The organism is Gloeocapsopsis crepidinum LEGE 06123 (assembly GCF_015207655.1).
GTDB classification, from domain to species: domain Bacteria; phylum Cyanobacteriota; class Cyanobacteriia; order Cyanobacteriales; family Chroococcidiopsidaceae; genus Gloeocapsopsis; species Gloeocapsopsis crepidinum.
Map to the genome: position 1 here is coordinate 33,116 of NZ_JADEWN010000020.1, position 22,894 is coordinate 56,009.

Here is a 22,894-nt window from a genome sequence, read left to right on the forward strand (position 1 = left end):
ATCATACATATCTCTATATTAAAGTCAATCAGTATTAATCACGTATACACTTTAAAAGTTAGATTGATTGTTGGCACAATCAGCATGATGCGTGACGGCGATCGCTGCACCTCGTCGCGCTACAGCAAATCAGATTTTAATGGAATTGTTAATTATATACTTGCTTTTTCAAGCTATATATGCCACATTTAAGACTTGTAGATAAATACGGTATTCCTACCGACTTACCGGAGTTTTTTTTGCAAATCTACTTGCTTACGCTCATCTGGGTAGCCATTACTAACTACTCAGATGACTTTTATCAGTTGTGAGGGTTGGAACATGCTGATTGGGTTAAAAAGATTGCTGTTGGTTGCGGCTTGAGAGCAATTGTTCAAGCTATTAAAGCAGTATGCAAGGAAAAAATTTGCACTAGGCATTAGTTTAAGTTTAGCGATCGCCAGTCGTACGCAGAGTGGGCTTGTATTAGCGCCCATTGATTTGAAGTTGGCGTCGAATCATAAGAGCAATTATACGTTAACCCTTTCAAAGGCTATTAACTAAACTGATACGAGTTTTAACCTAAAATTCTATTATCTTAGTGTCTTACGGACTGAGGCACTGATCAAATCAACAATAAAAGTCAGAATAACAAACACAATTAAAGTTGTGAGTAAACTATTATAATCGAAACTACTTAATTGTTCTGTTAGTAAACGCCCTAAGCCTCCTGCACCGACAATTCCGACAATAACTGTAGCGCGCATGCAAACTTCCCAGCGGTAGAGGATATAAGCAAAAAACCGAGGAAAAGTGCTAGGTAAAACGCCATAGAGAAAAACTTGTGGATTTGTTGCACCAGCAGCTTGCAGCGATCGCAGTGGACGTTGATCGAGATTTTCAACAACTTCTGCCATTAAACGTCCTAAAATCCCCAAATTATGTAGACCGAGTGCGATCGCTCCTGGTAGAATTCCAGGAAACAAGACAAATAGAAATATCAACGCCCAAATCGGTTCAGGAACTGCACGGATAAACAATAGAAAAAAGCGGGTACATAGTAAAACGCCCCATCTCAAGAATGTGAGGTGCAATTGACTAGATTTTGTAGCATCACTTAAAATCCCTTGTGGTAATACAAAGTTCCTTGCTGCTAAAAAAGCCAAGATAATTCCACCAAAACCTGCACTAGCAATTGCTAAAATTGACATAGCAAGTGTACGAGTAGCCAGTGTAAATAGTTGGTTTAATTGACTTGTATTGGGTGGCAAGGCTATTTGAATAATTGTCGCTAAGCGTTCGTAAGAACGTACTTGCCAAAGTTTACTAAAATCAGCTTGTACGTACCAAAAAGAAAATATGAATAAAATTATTGCAGCTAAGATTGAAATAAATACAGAATCTCGTTGTAGTAGTTTGCGATGCTGCTGAAAGTTAAGAACATTAAGATCTAAACGGCTGGGTAATCCCCAGCGATCGCGCAACCAAGTACACCCAAAATCAGTGCTACCACTTAAGATGATTAAAGCACCCAGTAGGGTCCACATCTGCTCGTAGCGCAATGACTGAAGACTTAGTAATAGTTGATATCCTAATCCACCTGCGCCGATAATTCCGAGTACCGCTGCCGATCGAATTGAGCATTCAAAACGATAAAAACTGTAAGATAATAAATTAGGAAAAGCTTGTGGAAACAAGCCATAGACAAATGCACTGAATGGAGACGCACCACTATTTAATAAAGCAAGTAGCGGCTGACGTGGAGTTTCATCAAGAATTTCCGAAAAAACTTTAGCAGTAATTGCCCCGAAAGGAATAGCGATCGCTAAAATTGCTACTAATGGATCTAACCCAAAAATATTTATCAGAAACAGACCCCAAATCAGTTCATGGATTGCTCTTGGAAATGCTAAAATTCCTCTTCCAAATAACCAAGGTGTTTGATTGTTACCAATACTCCACCAAACTTCTGAAGACAATACACCTGCAATTAATCCAATCAAAATGCTAAAGAATGTACTACATACCGCATAAGCAAGCGTTTTTAAACTTGCATTGAGAGTTAATAGCAAAAACTCTCTACTTAACTCAGGATGAATTGCAGCTACGACAAAACGCCAAACAAGATTCCAACCACCTTGATTAACTAAATCGCGTTCAGAGATACCAGCTATATGTAGTGACCAAATGAAGGATATTGCAAATAGCAATCCCCACGTTCGCCAACTGATTAAAGATGAACGCTTCAGAAATCCTAAAATTATCACTGTCTCCAACCTTTGTGTCTACCTTACGGCAAGGCTGCGCCAATGTAGTTCAGTCTTCAAATCCTATACAACTCCTTCACCATTGCCGTTGAAACATCTTTAGCTGCAACATCGAACAAGATCCGCCCCTGTCGCAAACCAATAATCCGCTGATAATATCTACAAGCAAAATCAAAATCATGCAGACTACTTACTAAAGTTTTACCTAAATCCTGACTCAATTGCTGTAACAACTCCAGTATTTCGCGGCTGCGTTCGGGATCTAAACTGGCAACAGGTTCATCTGCAAGAATTACTTGGGGATTTTGGACTAAAACTCGTGCGATTGCTACTCGTTGTTGTTGTCCGCCTGAAAGTTTATCAGTACGCGCATACAATTTTTCTGGGATACCTACTTGAGTTAAAGCTTTAAGTGCTGTTTTAACTTCTAAAGGATAAATGAGTGAAAATACTGCTTTAAAAATTGACCATTTACCTAAATGTCCAGCATTGACATTATGAACTACGCGTAGGTTATCTACTAAATGAAATTGCTGATAAATTGTACCGATTTGGCACTGTACTTGTCGGAGTGATTTAGAACGCAAATGCGCTAAGTTACGTCCTAACACCCATACTTCTCCTTGACTTGGTAGAAGTGTACCGTTAAGTAAACTAATTAAAGTACTTTTTCCTGCACCACTCGAACCGACTAAAGCAACACGTTCGCCTGCATAAACTTGTAGATTGATATCTGTCAAAGCCTGCAGGGGACTAAAGCTCTTTGTAACATTTTTGAGTTCAAAGATTAGTGACTTTGTATTCATTATGACTCAATCGTAATTCAGGGCGATCGCTTTGTAAGCCTCTGAAAGCAACACCGAGGACAATGGTCCTCGGTGCTTTAACTACAACGTTATGTAGCTAAAAAAATATACTTACTATATTATCTGTATTCATGATAAAACACAAGTAGTTTTACATCTATTTACACTACAAAATGAAATTATTTAATCTTACCAATCTCCCGACCAATTGCTTCAATTTGGGTGTAGTTAGAATTTTGAGTTGGAATGAATTTACTTGCTGCCAAAAGGTCTAAAATTTCTTTTTGTTCGATTATTTGAGGGTTGAGTTTGAATAAAGCATTTTGGACTTTTTGAACAAAATCTTTACCATAACGTTGTTGCACTTGGGGATGAATTAGCCAATGATAATCGTAATAAGTAGGAGTCCGCCAAATTACTTGTACTCGATTTAAATCGACTTCTTGATTTTTAACTCTTTCCTGCCACACTTTTTCATTTACTGCTCCTGCATTGTAACTACCAGCTTCCACAAGTTTAATTGTTTTATCATGATCGCCGGAAAAACCTGGTTCACCTTTGAAGTCGGTTAATTGAACTCCAGCTTGTTGTAAGAAGTATTGTGGCATCAATCGCCCTGATGTAGAAGATTCGCTACCAAAAGTAAAAGTATGTCCTTTAAGTTGCTGAAGTTCAGCAGTGTTTTGGATAAGTTTTAGACCACTATTTTTGTTAGCAATAAAGACACTATGAAAATTTTCATCGATGTCGCGTTGGGCGATCGCTTCTGCACCTGGTACTTGCAACCGCGCTTGGACTCCAGTTAAGCCTCCAAACCAGACTAAATCCAATTCTCCAACTTTGAAAGCTGTCACTGCCGCAGTGTAGTCTGTAACGGGTTTGTATTCGACTGGTATGCCTAATTCTTTTTCTAAATAAGCAGCTAGCTTACCATATTGACGCTGTAACTTTTCAGGATCTCGATCGGGAATTGCTCCTGTGACTAAGGGTTGTATATTTGTTTGAGCAGTTGTTGCAGTTTTAGATACGTTAGGCGAACAAGCAGTTAATGGCAATATTAAGAGTAAGAAACTCGACCAAGAAAATCTCATGCAAGTATTTTGTGACTCAAGTAACAGATTAGTAGTTTACAGTGCTTTAGAGATGGTGCGTTTACTTGCCTGCCGTTATCTAGAATAATACTTTGGAATAGACTTGAGTTATATTGAGCGATCGCTACAGCCAATTAAAATAATTTGTGACGTCCGGCTTATAGCTTTAGAGTATTGCCAAGTGATAGCGCTACGCTAGCAAAAGAGAGGCTTGTATATCTAGGGTTAGGTAATGTCACAACAAATTATTATTGTAGGAGCAGGACCAGGTGGCTTAGCTACAGCAATGCGACTAGCAAGTCAAGGGTATTCAGTGCAAATCTTTGAAGCTGCGGATCGCGTTGGTGGAAGAATGCGGGGGTTTGTTGATGGAGATTATGCTTTTGATACTGGACCGACTATTCTACAGCTACCACGCGTATATGAGGAGTTATTTACCGAGTCGGGGCTAAAATTAGCAGACTACATTCACTTCAAGCAGCTTAATCCAAATACACGGATACGATTCTGGGATGATAGCCAGTTAGATTTAACTTCAGATCTTGATGCTTTTAAAGCACAACTTGCGGCAATGCGTCCAGATTTACCAGCAGCGTTTGACCGGTGGTATACAGAACACATTCGGAAAAACGAGGCAGGATATAAGCCTTATTTAGGTTCACCTGTGCGATCGCCTTTGGGATATCTGCGTCCTGGTGAAATTGCGGCTGGATTGTCTTTTCGTCCTTGGGAAACACTTTATCAACATTTTTGGCGCTTTTTTCAAGACGATCGCTTAGTATATGCACTCAGCTATCCATCGAAGTATCTAGGAATGCACCCCACTGTTTGTTCAAGTATATTTAGCTTGATTCCTTTTTTAGAATTTGCTGATGGAGTTTGGCATCCTGAAGGTGGATTTCGTGGATTAGCACAAGCTTTAGCTCATGCGGCGAAGGATTTAGGCGTTAAGATTCACTTGAATTGTGCTGTCAAACAGGTGTGGATCGAAGGCGATCGCACTCGTGGTGTTGAGTTAGTCAGTGGCGAACGCATTGTTGCAGATGCAGTTATTGTCAATGCAGACTTTGGTTATGGTGTGCGACATTTACTTCCCGAATCGGCGCGGGGACGTTACAGCGACAACAAACTTAAATCAATGCAGTTTTCGTGTTCGACGTTTATGCTGTACTTGGGTATTAATCGCCGTTATGAATTACCACATCATCAACTATATTTATCTGAACATATCCGCAAGCGCGAACGTCCTTGGGTGGATGATTCTGCATTAGATGAAACAGATCCTCCATTTTATGTCTGCAATCCGTCAATTGTTGACCCTAGTAATGCTCCAGCAGGACACAGTACACTGTATGTTTTAGTACCGATTCCAAATACATCCTACGGTGTTGATTGGCAGAGTAAACAGCAGGCGTATCGAAACTTCGTTATTAAACGGATGTCAATTTTAGGCTTTGCAGATGTAGAAAAGCAGATTGTCACCGAAACTTGCTACACAGCAGATACTTGGCGCGATGATTACAATGTTTACTTAGGTGCAGTTTTCAATTTAGGGCATGGATGGCGTCAGTTAGGTCCATTCCGTCCTCCCATTCGTTCTGAGAATGTCCGCAATTTATACTGGATTGGTGGTGCTGTGCATCCTGGTAGTGGGTTGTTAACTATTTTAGAAGCAGCACGAAGTGCAACGTTTTTTGTGAATCAAGATTTAGGCTCACTGACTGCTGTATAGTTGGCAAAATTGGGTAATTAGTATTATAAAACCTTACTAACTACCCAAAGTATATATAACCAACGCCTGAAACTCAGAGAATACAGAGAGAAGAACATATAGAGGTTTTCACGAATGATTTAAGACTGCTACATATCTAGAGTTACTTGAGGGAGGCGCGAGAAAATGATGCTGTTGAATCTTAGTGCGATCGCTCCTATTAAAGAAGAGCAGTATCTTAAAATTTGTGAGGATAATCCTGATTTAAAGCTTGAGATTGGTCAGCATGGTACTTTAATCGTTATGCCACCTACAGGAGGAACTAGCGGTAATCGCAATGCAGAAATTACCTATCAACTCCAAGCTTGGAATAAGTAAAAGAAATTAGGTAAAGTTTTTGATTCTTCTACAGAGTTTAAGTTACCTAATGGTGCTTTTTGTTCTCCTGACGCTGCTTGGATTAGTTTAGAACATTGGAACAGACTTACAAAAAAAGAACAAGACAAGTTTCCTCCGCTTGCGCCTGATTTTGTAATTGAATTACGCTCTAGTAGCGATCGCTTAGGTTGGCTTATCGATCCACAAAAACAACAAGTAGAAATTTATCGTCAAGGATGCTCTATAGAAATAATACAATCGCCTACCTCATTATCTGGAGAAGATGTATACCAGAGTTTGTACTTGATTTAAATGAAATTTGGTAGTGTTATACTAAAATAGTGAAAATGATAACAACTTTTTTAGCTTATTTTTTAATAGCTTGCTACTTTATTGTAGAAAGGACATTAAGAAAAGGAGGACAAGCCCTTAGCCTTCAACCAGGTTTATCTGATCGTAATAGTTCCTATGCGATGTGGGCTAATGGTTTATTTAGTATTTTACTTGTATTATTAGCACCTATCTTGAATCTTTCTAATCTAGGGTATTGGAATAATACATATGTTAGTTGGATAGGAATTATTTTGATGATGAGTGGACTAGTCATTCGATACTGGGCTGCTCAAACGCTGGGTAAATTTTATACGCGAACACTTCAAATTGTTGAAGGACACCAAATTATTGATATTGGTCTATATAGTATTATTCGCCATCCTGGTTATTTAGGTGTTTTTGTAATGACTATTGGTGCAGGACTAGCTGTATCTAATTGGATTGTACTTTTAATTACGACACTCACTAGTTTTGTGTCATTTGATTATCGTATTCGTGTAGAAGAGGAGATGCTAGAAAATACATTTGGAGAAGACTATAAAGCCTATAAAGAAAAGACTAAGAAAATGATTTCCTTAGTTTACTAGAAACTTACACAAGTTGTTTATCTACTAAACACCCATCTTCCATGTAAAGAATGCGATCTGCAATATCCAAGATACGGTTGTCGTGGGTAACAAGTAATATAGTGGAGCCTTGTTCTTTTACTAATTTTTGCATAATTTCGACGACATCGCGCCCAGATTTTTTATCAAGTGCGGCGGTAGGTTCATCGGCTAAAACAATCTTAGGATAACTAATTAAAGCCCTTGCGATCGCAACTCTTTGCTTTTGTCCTCCTGACAGTTTTTCTGGATAATAGTCAACGCGATCGCCTAAACCTACAGCTTTTAACATGGCGATCGCTTTTGCATCTAAATCTTGATTTATCATCTCATCATGTAATTCTAAAGACATCCGTACGTTTTGTTTTGCGGTGAGAAATGTCATTAAATTATGTGCTTGAAAAATGTAGCCAACGTTACGCCGAATCTCAATTAATTGCCGTTTGTTAGCACCACACATTTCTTGATTGAGAATTTTTAAACTGCCTTCTTGTGCGGATCTTAGTCCACCCATTAGCGTTAGCAAAGTTGTTTTACCCGATCCTGAAGGTCCTGTCATTATTACAATTTCACCTGCTTGAATCTCTAAGTTTATGTTAAATAAAACTTGTTTGCGCAGCGTTCCTTCACCAAAGTAATGATTGAGCTTGTGGATAGAAATAACGGGGGGTTGCATGGTAATTGGTAATGGGAGAACCTGATTTTGAAAGTTTGGATGTTTACAGGCTAGCTGAAAATTTGGCTACCATCTAGAAGACATCAGCAGGATCGGCAGATTGTAGTTTACGCATGGCGATCGCACCGGAAACACTACACATAATAATTGTGAGTAGCAGTACAAATGCGGCGCGTTCTAATTTCATTGCAATTGGTAAAAGAGTAGCCATGTAAGTTATTTGATAAAGTCCCAGAGATAACAAGAATCCAGGAATAAAACCTAATGCAGCTAAAAGCAAAGCTTCTTGCATTAATACAGTGAGTAAGTAGCGATCGCTGTATCCCATTGCTTTTAATGTGGCATACTCTGGTAAGTGATCGGAAACGTCGGAATAGAGAATTTGATAAACAATCACAATCCCGACAATAAAGCCAACAACAACACCCAGCCCAAAAATAAAACCAATACCGCCACTTTCCCAGTAGTTAATTTCAATTTGCGCAAATTCTTCGGGTGTGAGTACGTTGACATCATTGGGTAAACCTGCTTGCAGTTGGGCTTGTACTGCTTGTGGATCAACTCCAGGTTGTAGCTGAATTAGCCCGACATTAATTTGATTTGGTTGGCGTTGGGGAAATAGCTTTAAAAAAGTTGAATCGCTAGTAATAATATTGCCATCAGCACCAAAAGAAGCGCCTAATGTAAACAAACCAATAGTTTGAACGGTTTGATCGTTCACTTGTGCGGTTAGGGGCCCTTGTTGTAATAAATCTGCAATTGGTCCATACTCAGGACGTGAAGCGCGATCAAAGAGTACCCGATCTAGTTGTTTTAACTGATCTAAATAAGGATTGACTTCGGGAAAGTTAAAGGCTGGATTTGCTGGATCGATACCCCATACTAAAATACCTCGATTGAGTAATGTTTCTGGGCTACGCCACTGGGCAGTATCGACATATAAAGAACGCACTGACACAACTCCGTCATAAGATAATGTCTGTAGCAACCGTTCTCTGGGAAAGTTTTTAACGTAGAATAACGTTTGAAATTGTGGATTGATTAGGACAAGATCTGCTTGCAGGTTTTGATGGGATTTGGTTGCTGAATCGAATAGTGAATCGAGTAATCCTAGCTGTACGAATATCAGCATATCTGCAAAGCCTATTCCGGCTAATGCGACAAGTAGGCGAGTTTTTTCTTTGAGGAGTTGTCGCCATGCTAAGGGTGTACGGCGCAGCCATTTAGGAAGCATAGTAATACCATTTAGGTAGCGGTTAATGAGTAATGGGTATTTCTTAAATGAATTACCAGTTAGCTATTGTGGTTCTCGTTTGAGTGTCCAGTATTGCAGATTTGTTTCAGGGAATGTACCAGAACGCAGTACTTTAAAACCTTGTCTTTGGTAAAAGCGTACGCCTCCTTCAGTGGATGTTTCTAGGTAGCAGGGGAGTTGTTCTTGATCTGCTTGCTTGAGGATTGGCTGTAGTAGTAAACTACCAACTCCTTGGCTTTGATATGCGGGTGAAACACCTAGCATATTTAGATACCAGTGTTTTTCCGGTAGATCTTGTTGATGGTATTCTTCAATCTTGGAGTAGAGGGCGATTAGTTGTTTGAATCTATCGAAACGCAGTTTGGGAGGAATTCTATATAATCCAGATAGGAGTAATCGTAAATTGTTGAGTGGGTATTTTCCCGGTGGTAGCCATACGGCAATTCCTTTTATGTCGTCTTGGGTTGTGTAGATGTGGTTGTAGGGATAGCTGTAACGCAGGATTGTTTTTGCAACCCAGTTAATCAGATCGAGTCTTGCTGGTTCGTCTTTTAGCGCAAAGTATCTAAACATCGGATCGTTGTTAAATGCTTGTGATAGAACTTCGCTTGCTGCATCAATTTGCGATCGCTTTAACTTGACTACTTGTACATTCATAATTTTTCCTGATATCGCACATTCGTTATAAATAAGGTTAAAGTTTAATTGCTGTTTGTACTTGTAAGTTTGTTAACCCAGCAACTTGTTGACTATCTGTAGGGTTAAGGCGAATTTTGACTTCAACAACGCGACGATCGAGGTTTTCCCCTGGTTGATTGCTGAAAACATTTTGGCGATCGACTTGTAAACCTACGTGTGATACAACTCCTTGAAGTTTGCCGTTAATTGCTTCGCTGGTAACTGTTGCAGTTTGCCCTAGCTTGACTTTATTGATGTCGGTTTGATAGACTTCTGCTACCACTAACATAGTATTAGTTTGTGCTAAATCGGCAATCCCTGAATCGTTGATTTTCTCTCCAACTCGCGAGTGAATTCTGAGAATTTGTCCTGAGGTTGGTGCTTTAATATATGCTTGTGCTAAATCAGTGCGGGCGCGGTTAACAGATGCGATCGCTTCTTCAACTTCACTTTGGGCGGCTTGCACGTCAACTGGGCGTACTTCAGCAATTTGATTTAAGTTTGCGCGTGCTTCTTTGAGTTGCGCTTGGAGAGATTCTATCGTTTTACTTTGGGTTTGTTGCGTCTCATCAAGTTGGGCTTGGGCAGTTTCAGCAGTTAAACGTTTGTTATCTAAACTCGATGCTGCAACGGCACCTTGTCGATACAACTGTTGAAAACGATTATACTCAGCATTGGCGTTACGAACTTCTGATTGCCAACGAGCGATCGCGGCATTTTGTGCTGCTATTTCACCTGCGAGTTCAGCTTCTAGTCGCGTAATTGTTGCTTGCTGTGCTTGAATTTCGCCCTGTTTTGCACCTGCTTTGACTTGGGCAAGTCGCGCTTGAGTCACTTTAACTTGTTGTTGAGCTTGTTGCAACGCATCTTGCAAGCGATCGCGTGAATCTAATACTGCTACAACTTGTCCCGCTTGCACAGAATCTCCTTCTTGAACGAGAATTTGGGAAATGCGATCGCCATCTAACGCTAATGGTGCAGATAAGCGAATGACTTCACCTTCAGGTTCAATTCTTCCTAGTGCAGTGACTTTTTTAACAGTGGGAACCGTTGTAGTAGATTGGGGTATCCTTCTTTGTCCAAACTGAGAAATTCCATAATATGCAATACCTCCGGTAAGCATTGCTAAAACAATTAACCCGATTAACTTGCGATTTGCTCCTTTAGAGAATAGCCCAAGCGCCATTGATTTTTTCCTTTTTAAGACACTGGTAATTCATCAGACTCGTGTAACGATACATCTTGTAAATAAAGCGTCAGCATTTTATGAAACAATTGTGCTTGCTCGTCATACTCAACAACATTGCCTTCAAATAAACGTACAACCATAATTCCTGTTGCTAAACACATTGCAAAATTAACTACAGCCGGATCGTCAGTTTCCAAAGCTTTGGCAACAAAATCTCGATTCAATTCATAGTTGCGCTTGAGGGTTTCATTTGCCAAAATCTCTGTACGATCTTGTTGTTGATAAAAGTCACTTGTAATCAGAAATTGTTTGAAGAAATAATCTTCGTTCTGGGCAATATAATCAAAAATTGCTGTAATTCGTTCTTGTAAAGTATGAATATTATTCAATACAGCATTCATACTTGCAGTGTCTCGTTCATTAAATTCGTCATATAGCTGCCAAAATAAAGCTTGCTTACTCGGAAAGTAGTGATATAGAGTTCCTGTCGATACTCCTATTTCTTGGGCAATTTGGCGCATTGTTACCGAGGCGTAACCCTTGTTAGCAAATAAATCAAAGCATTTTGTGAGTAACTCTTTGCGATATTGGTCATGGTCAACAATTTTGGGCATAGAATAACGAGCGAACCCCAGTCTTTTATTAAATCGGCATTGTGAATTTGCTTGTCTCAAATTTTATATCGAACGTTTGTTATAAGTCAAGCAAGAAAAAAATGGGTATTAGACATGATTCCTTCAAGTATTGACCCAATAATTAATTACCGAAACTAATTCTACAGCGCGTCTAGTAACGCTAAAACAACTCGTGCTTGATTTTCGGCTGCAACAGCAAAGAAAGTATTAATTTGCACTGCTGCTGATTCACTTCCGCCAGCTAAATCAGAAACACTCCGCACTGCAATAAACGGTACATTATTAGAATATGCCACCATTGCCGAAGCAGTAGTTTCCATATCGAGGACTAAGATATCTGTATCTTCGTTGCGATCGCTGTTTTCGTCAAAGTTAAGTGTATTTGCAACAAACCGCCGATACTGCTCATTATCAACAAAGGTGGAACCTGACAATCCATTTTGACCAACAATTAACTGTGGTGGTGGAACCAGAGGAGTTGTCGTACATCTACACTGATTGATCGACTTGCGGACAATCTAGCAACTCAACATTAAGTTTACGCGCTGTTTTATACATCTGTCGATCGACTAAAAACCAAAACTTCAATTCTTGATTCTCTGAGTTTGCAGGTATCCCTGGAAAGGGAACTTCGCGCAGTTGTTGCAAGTTATTGCTGTCTAAGTAGTACTGTGGAGTATTATCAGAACTAACGTTAGTATCGCGGAGAAATGCGTTTTTTGCATCCGGTTGAAAAAGTGTTTCTTGGTTAGCTTGTCCTGGTTGCGTTGCAATTCCAAAGAGAAAATTGCACGTTGCTGCTTCTTGGATAGGATCTTGTAATACGTGATTTAGCTGAAGTCCTGGTATAGCTGCACAGGGGACAGTTTCAGCAGTGTTATTAAAATACATTTCTTGATGGAAACCCCAACGTTTGGGAATAATGACAGATCCAATAGGTGTTTCATTAGGAGTGTTGGGATCGTCATCGTTTGCACCAACTCCACCAGCAATACCACTAAAAATAATATTGCTTATTCTAAATTTATCAAGAGTGAGTTGCGTAACCATCGTTGCATTCACTAAGCTGATGTTCGTCAACACAACAACAACGTCTTTACCGCGCAATCTTCCCTTACTAAAGCGATGACCATTAATAACGACACAGCCTTCATAGCGGTTCTCGCTGTTATTGCGGCGCATTTCACTAATAAATCGATCGGCTTCTCCAGAAAAAGCAGAAATTAAAGCATATCTCGGTTTTCGATCAGTTCTTGCATCGCATTTTCCTTGAATTGGTGTGGCGTTTGTGCGGCTAAAGGGTAGGGCGACACTAACAAGAAGCCAAACTAATAGATAAAAGCAACGCGGTTGGAAATTGAGTTTTTGATTTTTCACGGCTTCTTTCTTGTTTAGAAGTTTTGATGAGCTGTGTATTGTTATTAAGCAAATCAAATACTATGATTAAAAGCGTTTAAAATTAGTAATTCTTGAACTTTTTAAAAGCATCAATCATGCTTGACAAAAGAGCAATTTCACTTCTAATACTGATGATTTTGTAATTTCTAAGACAACGGTTGTCGCTCATTTTGTGGTGGTAAAATACGTTCTTCTTTGGGTGGTAAAAATTCATCACTAAAGATATCTGTGACCGTTGGTTGACTGTTTAACCCAAAACCTTCGACTGTTTGTGTAATTGATGTTTGTAACCGCTGTGGATCGACTGCACCTAAACCAAGTGATTCTGCTTCAGGAGTAATAATTAAGTCGTTAAGTGCGACTTGTAAACGAACTTTCTCTGCTTCGCGATCAATTAATTTGCTTTGGTCTGCTGCAACAACTGCATCTAAAGCTGCATTGGGATCTCTCAGGGTATCTTGCATTCCTCTGAGATATGCTTTGACAAAACCGCGAATTACTTCAGGATTTTGTTGAATAAAACTTTCTTTAGCTAAAATAGCGTTGCCATAAAAGTCTAAGCCAAAGTCATTGTAGTAAAAAACTTGAATATCTTCCATGCTTTTTCCACCTTTGAGTAAAGATGGTAAAGCTGAAGTCGAAAAAGCACTAATGGCGTCTACTTTCCCTTGGAGGAGAAATGTTTCGCGCAGTCTTGGTTCCATCGTTGTCCAAGTAACTGAATTTGGATCGACTCCTGTTTCTTTGGCAAATAGCGGAAATAATTTGCGCGGACCATCCCCAGCTGGTGCACCGAGGGTTTTACCTGCTAAATTTTGTGGTGAGGCGATCGCCTGATCCAAAGTGAGAACGGCAAACGGTGCTTTATTAAAAGGAACGGCAACTGCTATGATTTTATCATTGGGATTTTTGTCATTAAATTCCAGCGTATTATAAATATCGCTAAAAGCAATATCAAATGCACCTGCACCAAGCTTACTAATTGTGTCTACGTTGCCAAATCCTCGTTCATAGGTAACATTCAATCCTTCTTCGGCAAAATACCCTTTATTAATAGCAAGAACCAAGGGTGCATCCAAACTTTGAAATAGAAAAGATAGCTGAACATTGACATTTGTCAAGTTATTATTAGTATTTGCAGCAGGGCTAGCTGCGGGGCTAACGGGGTTGGTTGTCGGAGAATTTGCTGAAGGTGAACCACAACCAGAAAAGAGGATTAAGGATGTGGTAATGAGAATAAAACGAGAAAAACGTTTGATCACCTTGAATCATCACCGGATAATGACTGCGATCGCATTAAAGTTGAGGCAACTGCTAAGTTTCTGTATTGCAATATACAGCGATCGCATCTGCTTTCAATGAGAGCTTATGCAAAGGTAAATTAATTCAAATAGTATGAGCAAACCACTGCGAATTGCGGTAATTGGGGCGGGTGTGGCTGGCTGTTTGATTGTGAGAGGATTGCAGCAATTAGAAGTAGAAATTTTCTGTATTGAAAAAGGACCAGAAGAAAATCTTTTAGCAGGAACAGGGTTAAATGTAGGTCCAAACGCACTCAAGATCCTACAACAGATCGATCCTGAATTAGCAGCAGCATTGCAAACAGCAGGAACAAGTTTGCCGTGGAATTCCTGGAAAGCAGGGCTAACCGATGGTAGAGTGATTTTTGATTTACCGTTGTTGCAAGTAGCAGATAATCCTGGAATTCGGATTCGCTGGTCACAATTGTATCGACAACTGCGATCGCATCTGACCAACGTCTATTACAATACCACCGTCGTAGAGATGGGTTATACGCACTCATCAGCACCTTTATATTTAGTTGTTGAAGATCAAGTTACTGGAGAACGTCATCAATTTCACGAAATTGACCTTATTCTTGGTTGTGATGGACGCTATTCCCAAGTACGACAGACATTTATTGATACACCCCAACCTGCACATTTAGGAACTTGCATTTATCGTTTACTCGTTCCCAACACACCACAATTAATTGATGATTACCAGCAGTGGTTTCACAATGGTTCGCGCTTGCTTGCTTTTAGTATTCCTGGAGATGAAGTATACATTGCAGGTTCGTTTCCTATTGCAGCTGATTTAGTCATTCCAGAAATAGCAAAATCACCTGATTTTTTATGGCAATGCTACAAACCACAGCAAGGCTATAGTCAAGTTTGTGAGTTTTTAGTCACTGCGATTTGCGAAAATATCGAACAAATTCATTGGGCAAGAATTCAAGAAATTCCTCCAGCGTTTGGTGATGCACGGGGTCATATACTATGTTTAGGCGATAGCTCTCATGCCATGTTTCCAACTTTAGGACAAGGCGCAACGCAAGCTTTTGAAGATGGTTGTTTTTTTGTGGCGCAAGTGCGTCGTTATTTAGCACATCAGCGAAACTTCTCTGTACCTGCATTAGTCGAGAGTTTTACAGCAACACGACGCGATCGCATCAAATTTGTCCAGCAGTTCTCCCGTGATGCTAGCGATTCGCTGTTAGCTGGTTCTAACCCCATAACGGAACTGCAAGCAAAAACTCAAAATTCATTTCTAGAAAAGTTGAGGCGTTTGTATCGCGATACGCCTAATTGTGATTAATATGATTAGTTCCTAGCTTTAAAAAAGTTACTACCTGCAACGTATGCTTTTCCTGGTGACATATCAGGTTGTGGTTCTTCTTCAAATGCACCATCAAATGTTAACTCTAATTGCACGCCATTTGGGTCATAAACAAACAATTGCCACAAATTTGTTCCTGGAACAATAAATTCACGCCATTCTATATTGGCTTGTTGAAACTTTTGGCGAAACTGATGGAAACCTGTCGCTGTGAGTGAAATGTGGTCAATTGCTGCGGTTCCTAAGGGTGATTTTCCTTCTGTTCCTAATGCTGCACCTCCTGCATAAATATGAATAATTGCTTCACCTCCAGGAGTTACACACGCCAACCAAGCACCAGGATAACCAAAATCTGGTCGCTCTACTTTACATAATCCTAATTGGGTATAAAAATCAACAGTTGCGTCTAAATCGTTTGTTTTGATGGCAATGTGAAATAATCCTGTAATACCCATAAATAAAAAAGGTGGGAATATCCCACCCTAATGAATTTTAAAGCGGACGATACACGCGGTAATTAACCTTAGGAAAAATATTGTCCATTGATTCTACTTTTTCTAACCAGCCGCTATCGATTTTACCGATGTTGATGTCTTCGTAGAGTTTGTTAAAACGCATCAAGTGCGATCGCGTTCTTCTTACCGCATAAGGAACCATTGTTCCTGTGCGCATAATAAACGCCCAGTCTGATGATTGTGCTAGTAATACTTCTCTTGCAGCTTGGTTTAATGCCCGCCATTCTAATTCATCTGCAGGTTCTCGGCGTGATAATTCAATCATCCGTTCCGCAGCTTTGTGCAAATGCGGATAAATCCAAGCATTGGTTTCATTTAACCAATATTCGTGAAAACCTTTGTAACCCCAACTCGATTGCGAAGGTTGACAAATTTGCTGTGTTGAATTCGCAACTAAATAATCTGCCAAGTGCGTCATTTGATAAGTTCCTTGATCGTACCAAGACTTGCGGAACAAGTAATCGATAAACCAAGGACCTTCATACCACCAGTGACCGAATAATTCAGCATCATAAGGTGACACAATGATTGGTGGTCGATGCATAATCCCATGCAAATGCTCAACTTGGCGTTCGCGGTTATACATGAAATTACCCGCGTGTTCTGCGGCTTTTTCTCGCGCCCAATAGGGATCGTAAAGTGCTTTATCCGATAAACCTAAACCGCGACCAGTGATTTTATGATATTTGATGCCCGTATTTTTGCGCTGTCCATTGGGCATGATGTAGGGTTTGATATATTCGTAATCTGCTTCCCAGCCGAGATCTTTATAAAACTCGCGATATTCTGCCGCACCAGGATAACCAACTTCTGATGACCAAACTTGCTGTGAAGATTCGTGATCGCGTCCAATGGCAGCAACACCAGTTTCCGTAAAAATAGGTGCATAACTGCCGAAACGCGGACGCGGACGGGCGTAGAGAATACCGTGTCCATCAGTGAGGAAGTAGCGCAAGCCAGCATCAGCCAACATTCGCTCTAAGCCTTCATAGTAAGCGCATTCAGGAAGCCAAATCCCTCTAGGCGCACGACCAAAAGTTTGCTCGTAATGTTCGCAAGCTACCTGAATTTGTGCCCATACTGCCTGGGGATACATTTTCATCAATGGCAAATAGCCATGAGTTGCGCCACAGGTAATGATTTCTAAGTTATTACTATCTTGAAATTGCTTAAATGCTGTTACCAAATCGCCATCATAGCGTTCCCAAAGCTGACGTGCTTTGTTGAATTCACTTGCGTAGTGTTCTGCTAAATAGCGAATATGACCATTGTGCGTATTATGCTCCACTTCCAACTCAGCCAATTCTTCTAACATGGCTAAGTGATGATTGTACCGCTCTTGCAGCAGCGGATCTTGTAACATCGACACCAGTGGTGGTGTCATGCTCATCGTAATTTTGAAATCTATACCGTCTTGCTTAAGTCCTTCAAAGACTTGCAGCAAGGGAATGTATGTTTCTGTAATCGCTTCGTAAAGCCACTCTTCTTCGAGTACGTAATCGCTTTCGGGATGACGAACAAAGGGTAAATGGGCGTGGAGAACAAGGGCAACGTAGCCAATAGCCATAGCAATCTAAAAATATGGGTTAAGGAACAGACCAGTAATGGAGAGAACCTCAGGATGTTGTACAAATTTTATGTCGAAATGGGGACGCATAGAAGACCTGTTTTGCACTAAAGCTTTGATGTGGGAATTAGAGCAGTGAAGGTAATACAGAAAACTATTAGGTGTCTATAGTAGAGGTTAGGGATCAAGGGACTCTACGTAAACTGCTAAAAGCTAACTTGGGCAGTAAAGACATTGCGTGTGGAGGTTTCCGAGACTTTGTCATGCTGAATTTCATACTGGAAGTGCAGGAACTAGACAGATACTGGTAGAAGTCAGTAGTTTTTGTAGATAGAACGCTTTTTGTAATGAAAACTGGCAAAACCTTTCAGCGATCGCTTGCTTTAATCTCTGCAATTACCGTAGTTACTATCCCCACTTCCAAAAGCCTTCCTGCTGCCACACCACCATCTCAATTAGGACAACAAGCCACATCAACTGCTACCCTCAGACTTGAAGATTTACCAGCAGGTTTTGAAGAAGTTCCCTCAGCTTTTAAACCGCAACTTGCAGCTTACTTGAGTCAATTCGTGCCACTTTTAACGAAACAAAATCTGCAAATCAACGATTACTTTGTTTATGTCAACCCTAATACCTTAGAAGTTGTTTCCGGCTTTACGACAACAATACCAAGTCAACTATTAAGCCTACTACGCTTCGATGCTAATCTGCGGCAAGTCGAGCAACCACAATATTGGCAACAGTTATTTGCTAAATTGCAACCTCAAATTGGTGTTGCAGCTAATCTTCTCCAACACCAACCAAATCGCTTAAATGTTGGGAATTCTTCAGCAGGGGCGACACTCGCAATAGGTGCATTAAATCAAAGGGCGCAAGTTGATGTTGGTAGCTTTCGGCGGGGAAATGTGGGCGTATTTACAGCAGTCATGTCACTCAATCGCACCACTCCACAAGCATCACTTCAAGATGTCGCAACTAAAGTAGATCGACGTCTTCTGCAACCAAAAACAAATAGAAGTACTCCTGTTAGTCGTGTTTGGTAAGACAAAAATCATTCTGATCATTAGGTAAGATGCGATCGCAGGTAGATGCTTTATCTCTACTATTTCCGCTACAAGAAAAGTAAAGTTAGTTCAAATCAAGTTTACTTATGACAGATCCCAAGCAATCACCTGCATCTGATGCATCAGATATTGAAGTAACAATTCTCCCGCCAAAAACTGAGAATTCCACGTCTTCTCCAAAAAACACAGCAACAGAGGATAAATCTGATGCTGCATCGCTATTTGATTTCTTTGCCAAAACAGTTGGTGATGTTACTGTAGCAGTGGCAACGACTGCTGCCCAAACAGGCTTATCTCTGGCTCAAACTGCGCAAGAAGCTGGTGAAGCAGCGACAAAACAAACACACGATCTCATTTCTCAAGCAACGCAGACAGCTGGTGAAGCGGTTAGCTTCATTGGCGACAACTGGTTAGTACGTCGCTTTTCTCGCGTTCTCAATCTGCAATGGATAGTCGGCGCAACTGATAACGTTGATGTCACAAAAGCAACAGAGGAAGTCAGAAAGTTACAACAAGAGTATCCCCATGAGTCACCCAGTGAAATTGCCCACCGCATCATGGTGGAAAAAGCCACATACGCTGGTGGAATTGGTTTAGCAAGTAGTATTCTCCCAGGCGCAGCTTTAGCATTGCTTGCGGTTGATTTAGCTGCAACGACGCGCTTGCAAGCAGAAATGGTGTACCAGATTGCGGCTGCTTACGGACTTGATTTAAAAGAACCAGCGCGTAAAGGTGAAGTCTTAGCAATCTTCGGCTTAGCATTAGGTGGTGGACGTTTATTGCGTACCGCAGGCTTAGGTTTACTGCGTAATATTCCCTTTGCTGGGGCAATGATTGGTTCAAGTTCTAATGCGGCAATTATGTATTCAGTAGGCTATGCAGCTTGTCGCTTTTATGAAGCTAAGTTAGATAGCAATTCCTCAATCGATTCTGAGGAAACGCTTGCAGACATCAAAGAACAAAGCGATCGCTATGCTGAAACGGCGATCGCCCAAGAAGCTGTCATGGATCAAGTTCTCGTACACATGATCCTGGCAAGTCACCCAGAGAAATCGTGGGAAGAAATTCTCCCTGAATTAAAAAATCTCAATTTCAGTGAATCTTCACTCGCAAGCATCGGTAACAATATCAAATCACCCCAACCTCTAGAAACACTCTTGAACCAACTTAATCGTGATTTTGCGATTCCCTTATTGGCACAGTGTTATAGAATTGCTCAAAAAGATGGCATCATTACGCCCGAAGCAGCCCGAATCATGGAAGCGATCGCTGATAAGTTCGATCTTGACTTAAACTCAATTCAAGCAACAGTGAATCAAGGTCAATCTTAATGTCGTTCGACTTAACTCAATACCCTTATGCTTCCTCGCGGCGCGTGATTCTGGGAAAAAACTACGCTGCTAGTACCAGTCAACCCTTAGCAACTTTGGCTGGAATGGAAATGTTTTGGGCTGGGGGTAATGCAGTCGATGCGGCGTTAGCAATGGCGATCGCACTGACAGTCGTCGAACCAACTTCTAATGGCATTGGTTCTGATGCCTTTGCCTTAGTATGGGATGGACAATTACATGGATTGAATGCATCAGGTAAAAGTCCGCAAAACCTTCAGCTTGACAATATTACGCAAATTCCCCTTGTAGGTTGGTTAACGGTGACAGTACCAGGGGCAGTTTCTGCGTGGCGATCGCTGTGGGAACGTTGGGGTAAGCTGCCATTTGAGCAATTGTTTGCCCCAGCTATTCGTTATGCTGAACAAGGTTTTCCCGTGTCTCCGGAAACGGCACGTGCATGGCAAGCTGCATCACACTTTTTATCACTGAATGCTCCTGAATTTCAAGCATTTAAACAAGTATTTTTTCCTTCGCGTCGCGCCCCACGCGCAGGTGAAATTTGGGGAAGTTTAGCACACGCCAAAACTCTAAGAGAAATTGCTGCAACAGGAGGGGAGAGCTTTTATCGTGGAGATTTAGCCGCAAAAATTGCTGATTTTGCTGCTGACACTGGAGGAACGCTAACAAAAGAAGATTTTACTGATCACCAACCTGAATGGGTACAACCAATTTCAACAAATTATCGCGATTTAACAGTTTGGGAGATTCCGCCAAACACGCAAGGAATTGCTGCTTTAATGGCGTTAAATATTCTCGAAGGCTTTGACTTATCGCGTTACCCGCGCGATTCGGTACAAAGTTATCACCTGCAAATTGAAGCAATGAAACTCGCTTTTGCAGATGTTCGCGCCCATGTTGGCGATCTTGAACACATGAAAGTGACAAGCGATCGCCTTCTTGATAAAACTTATGCAGCGCAAAGACGACAGTTAATTAAAGAACACGCCATATTTGCCAAATCAGATTTACCCCAAGGTGGAACTGTGTATCTTGCCACTGCCGATCGCGACTTAATGGTATCTTTTATTCAATCAAACTACATGGGTTTTGGTAGTGGAATTTTAGTTCCTGAGACAGGTATCGCTTTACAAAATCGCGGCGCAGGTTTTACGTTGCAACCAGGACACCCAAATCAAATCGCACCCGCAAAACGTCCATTTCATACCATTATCCCAGGTTTTCTTACTCAAAACAATCGCCCACTAGGACCATTTGGTGTTATGGGCGGACACATGCAACCACAAGGACATCTTCAAGTTGCAGTTAACTTAGCAGATTATGGCATGAATCCCCAAGCGGCTTTAGATGCACCGCGCTGGCAGTTTACGACAGGTAAAACTGTGTTATTGGAATCCACAGTACCATCATCTGTTGCCCTAACATTAGGCGATCGCGGACACGATATTCACATGATTGCCGAACGCCGCAACTTCGGTAAAGGTCAAATCATATTAAAGCAAGGAGAAACCTTAATAGCTGCTTCTGAACCGCGTGCAGATGGTATTGCATTAGCAGGTTAAAGATTTTTCGACGTAGAGAATGGGAAGTAGAGCAAAAAAACAGACAACGACCAAAATATAACCCAGATTATCAACTGTCCAATAACTTATTATGTGGGTCAAGTTATCGCTGTGGCACAATTGCAAACGTACTTAAGCTTGAAGGATCAACAGGATGCTATGGCTTATTGTACCCCTTGGGGTATTGATTGGAGTAGTCGGGTTTGGAGCAATTTATCAAGCACTTGCCACAAGTCGCGATCGCCGAAAGTTTCCGCCATCTGGAAAATTAATTGAAATCAATGGTAAAACTTGGCACTATCAAATTATGGGTGAAGGTCACTTGACAGTCGTTGTAGATAGTGGAACCGGAGGCACTCACTTAGATTGGCAATTAGTGCAGCCTGAAGTTGCCAAATTTACGAGAATTTTAACCTACGATAGAGCAGGCTATGGCTGGAGTGATATGAGTTCAGAAACACGCACGGCTGAGCAAGTCGTCAGTGAGTTGCGACAACTTTTGAGAGAGGTTGAAATTGAGCCGCCATATGTCTTAGTAGGAATGTCTTTAGGTGGTTTATTTAGTCGCTTATTTGCCTATTGCTATCCAGAAGAAGTGGCTGGGATGGTTTTAGTGGATGTTGCTCATGAGAGAATGTATGAGGAGACACCAGTCGAATGGGTTGAATTGAACCAACGACTTGAAAGATTGTTAACTCATGTAGTGCCGATTATAGCCCGTATCGGGCTGCTTCGTTTGCTTGTCGCTTTTGATTCTTTGCCTATGGCGGCTGGTCTATTTCAAAAATTTCCACCTTCAATGCGACCTCTTGCTAAAGCACTCTATTCTCAAACACAGTTTGGCAAAACCTTTGCTCAAGAGTCAGCTGCGGTATCAGTAAGCATGAGCCAGGTTGAACAAGCACGAAAGATAAAGCCATTTCCTGACATCCCTCTAATTGTCTTGTCGTCTGGAAAGCCAGACTTCGATATAACCCAAGATGTGCTTCAGAAACTGCAAGAATTACATGCAGATCTGGCTAGTGAGTCACCCCAAGGCATTCACATTATTGCTCGCGAAAGTGGACACGCAATCCAACTCGATAAACCAGAATTAGTCGTTGATGCAATTCGCCAAGTTTTTGAAAAAGTGCGTTGTGGTAGCGCTCTGTAATAACCATGTTGGAAATGCAGCAGTATCATCTTGATGGTCAGAAAATAACGCCTCAACTCTTGAT

At 40.9% G+C, this 22,894-nt stretch carries 20 protein-coding genes and 1 pseudogene; 8 read left to right on the top strand and 13 right to left on the bottom strand.

From position 1 onward, the window contains the following. Nucleotides 1-572 precede the first annotated feature (572 nt). The 3 genes from IQ230_RS10105 to IQ230_RS10115 all read right to left on the bottom strand — a co-directional run bounded on the left by IQ230_RS10105 (nucleotide 573) and on the right by IQ230_RS10115 (nucleotide 4,143). Entirely contained in the window at nucleotides 573-2,246 is a 1,674-nt protein-coding gene (locus tag IQ230_RS10105) for a PhnE/PtxC family ABC transporter permease (RefSeq protein WP_322742369.1), read from the bottom strand. 56 nt (nucleotides 2,247-2,302) lie between these two features. Beyond that, nucleotides 2,303-3,052, bottom strand: coding sequence for a phosphonate ABC transporter ATP-binding protein (locus IQ230_RS10110; protein ID WP_193931874.1), 750 nt, complete (start codon nucleotides 3,050-3,052; stop codon nucleotides 2,303-2,305). 179 nt (nucleotides 3,053-3,231) lie between these two features. Next, nucleotides 3,232-4,143, bottom strand: a complete 912-nt coding sequence (locus IQ230_RS10115) for a putative selenate ABC transporter substrate-binding protein (RefSeq protein ID WP_193931875.1) — start codon at nucleotides 4,141-4,143, stop codon at nucleotides 3,232-3,234. 232 nt (nucleotides 4,144-4,375) lie between these two features. Here IQ230_RS10115 and IQ230_RS10120 point away from each other — a divergent pair, with 232 nt between their 5' ends. The 3 genes and pseudogenes from IQ230_RS10120 (at nucleotide 4,376) to IQ230_RS10130 (ending at nucleotide 7,152) form a co-directional block, all read left to right on the top strand. Beyond that, complete coding sequence (locus tag IQ230_RS10120; protein ID WP_193931876.1) at nucleotides 4,376-5,875, top strand: phytoene desaturase family protein; 1,500 nt, start codon at nucleotides 4,376-4,378, stop codon at nucleotides 5,873-5,875. Nucleotides 5,876-6,043: 168 nt separating this feature from the next. After that, nucleotides 6,044-6,558: pseudogene (locus IQ230_RS10125) on the top strand (Uma2 family endonuclease). A gap of 21 nt (nucleotides 6,559-6,579) precedes the next feature. Continuing rightward, the gene (locus IQ230_RS10130) at nucleotides 6,580-7,152 is read left to right on the top strand and encodes a methyltransferase family protein (protein WP_193931877.1); all 573 of its coding nucleotides are present in this window, start codon (nucleotides 6,580-6,582) and stop codon (nucleotides 7,150-7,152) included. A 4-nt stretch (nucleotides 7,153-7,156) separates the two neighbouring features. On the opposite strand, the gene IQ230_RS10135 is transcribed toward IQ230_RS10130, so the two are convergent. The 8 genes from IQ230_RS10135 to IQ230_RS10165 form a co-directional block, all read right to left on the bottom strand. Continuing rightward, nucleotides 7,157-7,846, bottom strand: a complete 690-nt coding sequence (locus IQ230_RS10135) for a DevA family ABC transporter ATP-binding protein (RefSeq protein ID WP_193931878.1) — start codon at nucleotides 7,844-7,846, stop codon at nucleotides 7,157-7,159. A gap of 73 nt (nucleotides 7,847-7,919) precedes the next feature. Next, the gene (devC, locus tag IQ230_RS10140; RefSeq protein ID WP_193931879.1) at nucleotides 7,920-9,080 is read right to left on the bottom strand and encodes an ABC transporter permease DevC; all 1,161 of its coding nucleotides are present in this window, start codon (nucleotides 9,078-9,080) and stop codon (nucleotides 7,920-7,922) included. A gap of 63 nt (nucleotides 9,081-9,143) precedes the next feature. Then, a complete protein-coding gene (locus IQ230_RS10145) occupies nucleotides 9,144-9,758 on the bottom strand; it encodes a GNAT family N-acetyltransferase (protein ID WP_193931880.1) in 615 nt (204 codons plus the stop codon). Nucleotides 9,759-9,795: 37 nt separating this feature from the next. Continuing rightward, complete coding sequence (locus tag IQ230_RS10150; RefSeq protein ID WP_193931881.1) at nucleotides 9,796-10,965, bottom strand: ABC exporter membrane fusion protein; 1,170 nt, start codon at nucleotides 10,963-10,965, stop codon at nucleotides 9,796-9,798. A gap of 14 nt (nucleotides 10,966-10,979) precedes the next feature. Then, the gene (locus IQ230_RS10155) at nucleotides 10,980-11,582 is read right to left on the bottom strand and encodes a TetR/AcrR family transcriptional regulator (protein WP_193931882.1); all 603 of its coding nucleotides are present in this window, start codon (nucleotides 11,580-11,582) and stop codon (nucleotides 10,980-10,982) included. Nucleotides 11,583-11,743: 161 nt separating this feature from the next. After that, the gene (locus IQ230_RS26565; protein ID WP_265576202.1) at nucleotides 11,744-12,037 is read right to left on the bottom strand and encodes a 5'-methylthioadenosine/S-adenosylhomocysteine nucleosidase family protein; all 294 of its coding nucleotides are present in this window, start codon (nucleotides 12,035-12,037) and stop codon (nucleotides 11,744-11,746) included. A 55-nt stretch (nucleotides 12,038-12,092) separates the two neighbouring features. Further along, nucleotides 12,093-12,980 carry a phosphorylase family protein gene (locus tag IQ230_RS10160; RefSeq protein WP_322742366.1) on the bottom strand — a complete coding sequence of 296 codons (888 nt, stop codon included), beginning with the start codon at nucleotides 12,978-12,980 and terminating at the stop codon, nucleotides 12,093-12,095. A gap of 167 nt (nucleotides 12,981-13,147) precedes the next feature. Further along, entirely contained in the window at nucleotides 13,148-14,263 is a 1,116-nt protein-coding gene (locus IQ230_RS10165; RefSeq protein ID WP_193931883.1) for an ABC transporter substrate-binding protein, read from the bottom strand. Between the two features lie 133 nt (nucleotides 14,264-14,396). On the opposite strand from IQ230_RS10165, the gene IQ230_RS10170 reads away from it, so the two are divergent. Next, nucleotides 14,397-15,599: an FAD-dependent oxidoreductase gene (locus IQ230_RS10170; RefSeq protein WP_193931884.1), complete on the top strand. Its 1,203-nt coding sequence runs from the start codon at nucleotides 14,397-14,399 to the stop codon at nucleotides 15,597-15,599. Between the two features lie 5 nt (nucleotides 15,600-15,604). Here the strand turns inward: IQ230_RS10170 and IQ230_RS10175 are convergent, their stop codons facing one another. Together IQ230_RS10175 and IQ230_RS10180 are read right to left on the bottom strand one after the other, a co-directional pair. Next, the gene (locus tag IQ230_RS10175; protein ID WP_193931885.1) at nucleotides 15,605-16,075 is read right to left on the bottom strand and encodes a VOC family protein; all 471 of its coding nucleotides are present in this window, start codon (nucleotides 16,073-16,075) and stop codon (nucleotides 15,605-15,607) included. A gap of 37 nt (nucleotides 16,076-16,112) precedes the next feature. After that, the gene (locus IQ230_RS10180; protein ID WP_193931886.1) at nucleotides 16,113-17,702 is read right to left on the bottom strand and encodes a glycoside hydrolase family 57 protein; all 1,590 of its coding nucleotides are present in this window, start codon (nucleotides 17,700-17,702) and stop codon (nucleotides 16,113-16,115) included. 347 nt (nucleotides 17,703-18,049) lie between these two features. On the opposite strand from IQ230_RS10180, the gene IQ230_RS10185 reads away from it, so the two are divergent. From IQ230_RS10185 to IQ230_RS10200, 4 genes are all read left to right on the top strand, one after another. Further along, on the top strand, nucleotides 18,050-18,745 hold the full coding sequence (locus IQ230_RS10185; RefSeq protein WP_193931887.1) for a hypothetical protein: 696 nt from the start codon (nucleotides 18,050-18,052) through the stop codon (nucleotides 18,743-18,745). 107 nt (nucleotides 18,746-18,852) lie between these two features. Beyond that, on the top strand, nucleotides 18,853-20,097 hold the full coding sequence (locus IQ230_RS10190; RefSeq protein ID WP_228054736.1) for an EcsC family protein: 1,245 nt from the start codon (nucleotides 18,853-18,855) through the stop codon (nucleotides 20,095-20,097). Beyond that, nucleotides 20,097-21,677, top strand: a complete 1,581-nt coding sequence (locus IQ230_RS10195; RefSeq protein WP_193931888.1) for a gamma-glutamyltransferase family protein — start codon at nucleotides 20,097-20,099, stop codon at nucleotides 21,675-21,677. Before IQ230_RS10190 ends, IQ230_RS10195 begins: the two co-directional genes overlap by 1 nt. A 154-nt stretch (nucleotides 21,678-21,831) precedes the next feature. Beyond that, nucleotides 21,832-22,830 carry an alpha/beta fold hydrolase gene (locus IQ230_RS10200; RefSeq protein WP_193931889.1) on the top strand — a complete coding sequence of 333 codons (999 nt, stop codon included), beginning with the start codon at nucleotides 21,832-21,834 and terminating at the stop codon, nucleotides 22,828-22,830. Nucleotides 22,831-22,894 lie beyond the last annotated feature (64 nt).

Excerpts from the sequence above, each read along its gene's own strand:
- IQ230_RS10150 (WP_193931881.1), bottom strand. The coding sequence starts at position 10,965 with ATGGCGCTTGGGCTATTCTCTAAAGGAGCAAATCGCAAGTTAATCGGG.
- IQ230_RS10200 (WP_193931889.1), top strand. The coding sequence starts at position 21,832 with ATGCTATGGCTTATTGTACCCCTTGGGGTATTGATTGGAGTAGTCGGG.
- IQ230_RS10180 (WP_193931886.1), bottom strand. The coding sequence starts at position 17,702 with ATGGCTATTGGCTACGTTGCCCTTGTTCTCCACGCCCATTTACCCTTT.
- IQ230_RS10185 (WP_193931887.1), top strand. The coding sequence starts at position 18,050 with ATGAAAACTGGCAAAACCTTTCAGCGATCGCTTGCTTTAATCTCTGCA.
- devC (WP_193931879.1), bottom strand. The coding sequence starts at position 9,080 with ATGCTTCCTAAATGGCTGCGCCGTACACCCTTAGCATGGCGACAACTC.
- IQ230_RS10145 (WP_193931880.1), bottom strand. The coding sequence starts at position 9,758 with ATGAATGTACAAGTAGTCAAGTTAAAGCGATCGCAAATTGATGCAGCA.
- IQ230_RS10190 (WP_228054736.1), top strand. The coding sequence starts at position 18,853 with ATGACAGATCCCAAGCAATCACCTGCATCTGATGCATCAGATATTGAA.
- IQ230_RS10170 (WP_193931884.1), top strand. The coding sequence starts at position 14,397 with ATGAGCAAACCACTGCGAATTGCGGTAATTGGGGCGGGTGTGGCTGGC.
- IQ230_RS10120 (WP_193931876.1), top strand. The coding sequence starts at position 4,376 with ATGTCACAACAAATTATTATTGTAGGAGCAGGACCAGGTGGCTTAGCT.
- IQ230_RS10115 (WP_193931875.1), bottom strand. The coding sequence starts at position 4,143 with ATGAGATTTTCTTGGTCGAGTTTCTTACTCTTAATATTGCCATTAACT.
- IQ230_RS10175 (WP_193931885.1), bottom strand. The coding sequence starts at position 16,075 with ATGGGTATTACAGGATTATTTCACATTGCCATCAAAACAAACGATTTA.
- IQ230_RS10110 (WP_193931874.1), bottom strand. The coding sequence starts at position 3,052 with ATGAATACAAAGTCACTAATCTTTGAACTCAAAAATGTTACAAAGAGC.
- IQ230_RS10195 (WP_193931888.1), top strand. The coding sequence starts at position 20,097 with ATGTCGTTCGACTTAACTCAATACCCTTATGCTTCCTCGCGGCGCGTG.
- IQ230_RS10130 (WP_193931877.1), top strand. The coding sequence starts at position 6,580 with ATGATAACAACTTTTTTAGCTTATTTTTTAATAGCTTGCTACTTTATT.
- IQ230_RS10155 (WP_193931882.1), bottom strand. The coding sequence starts at position 11,582 with ATGCCCAAAATTGTTGACCATGACCAATATCGCAAAGAGTTACTCACA.
- IQ230_RS10135 (WP_193931878.1), bottom strand. The coding sequence starts at position 7,846 with ATGCAACCCCCCGTTATTTCTATCCACAAGCTCAATCATTACTTTGGT.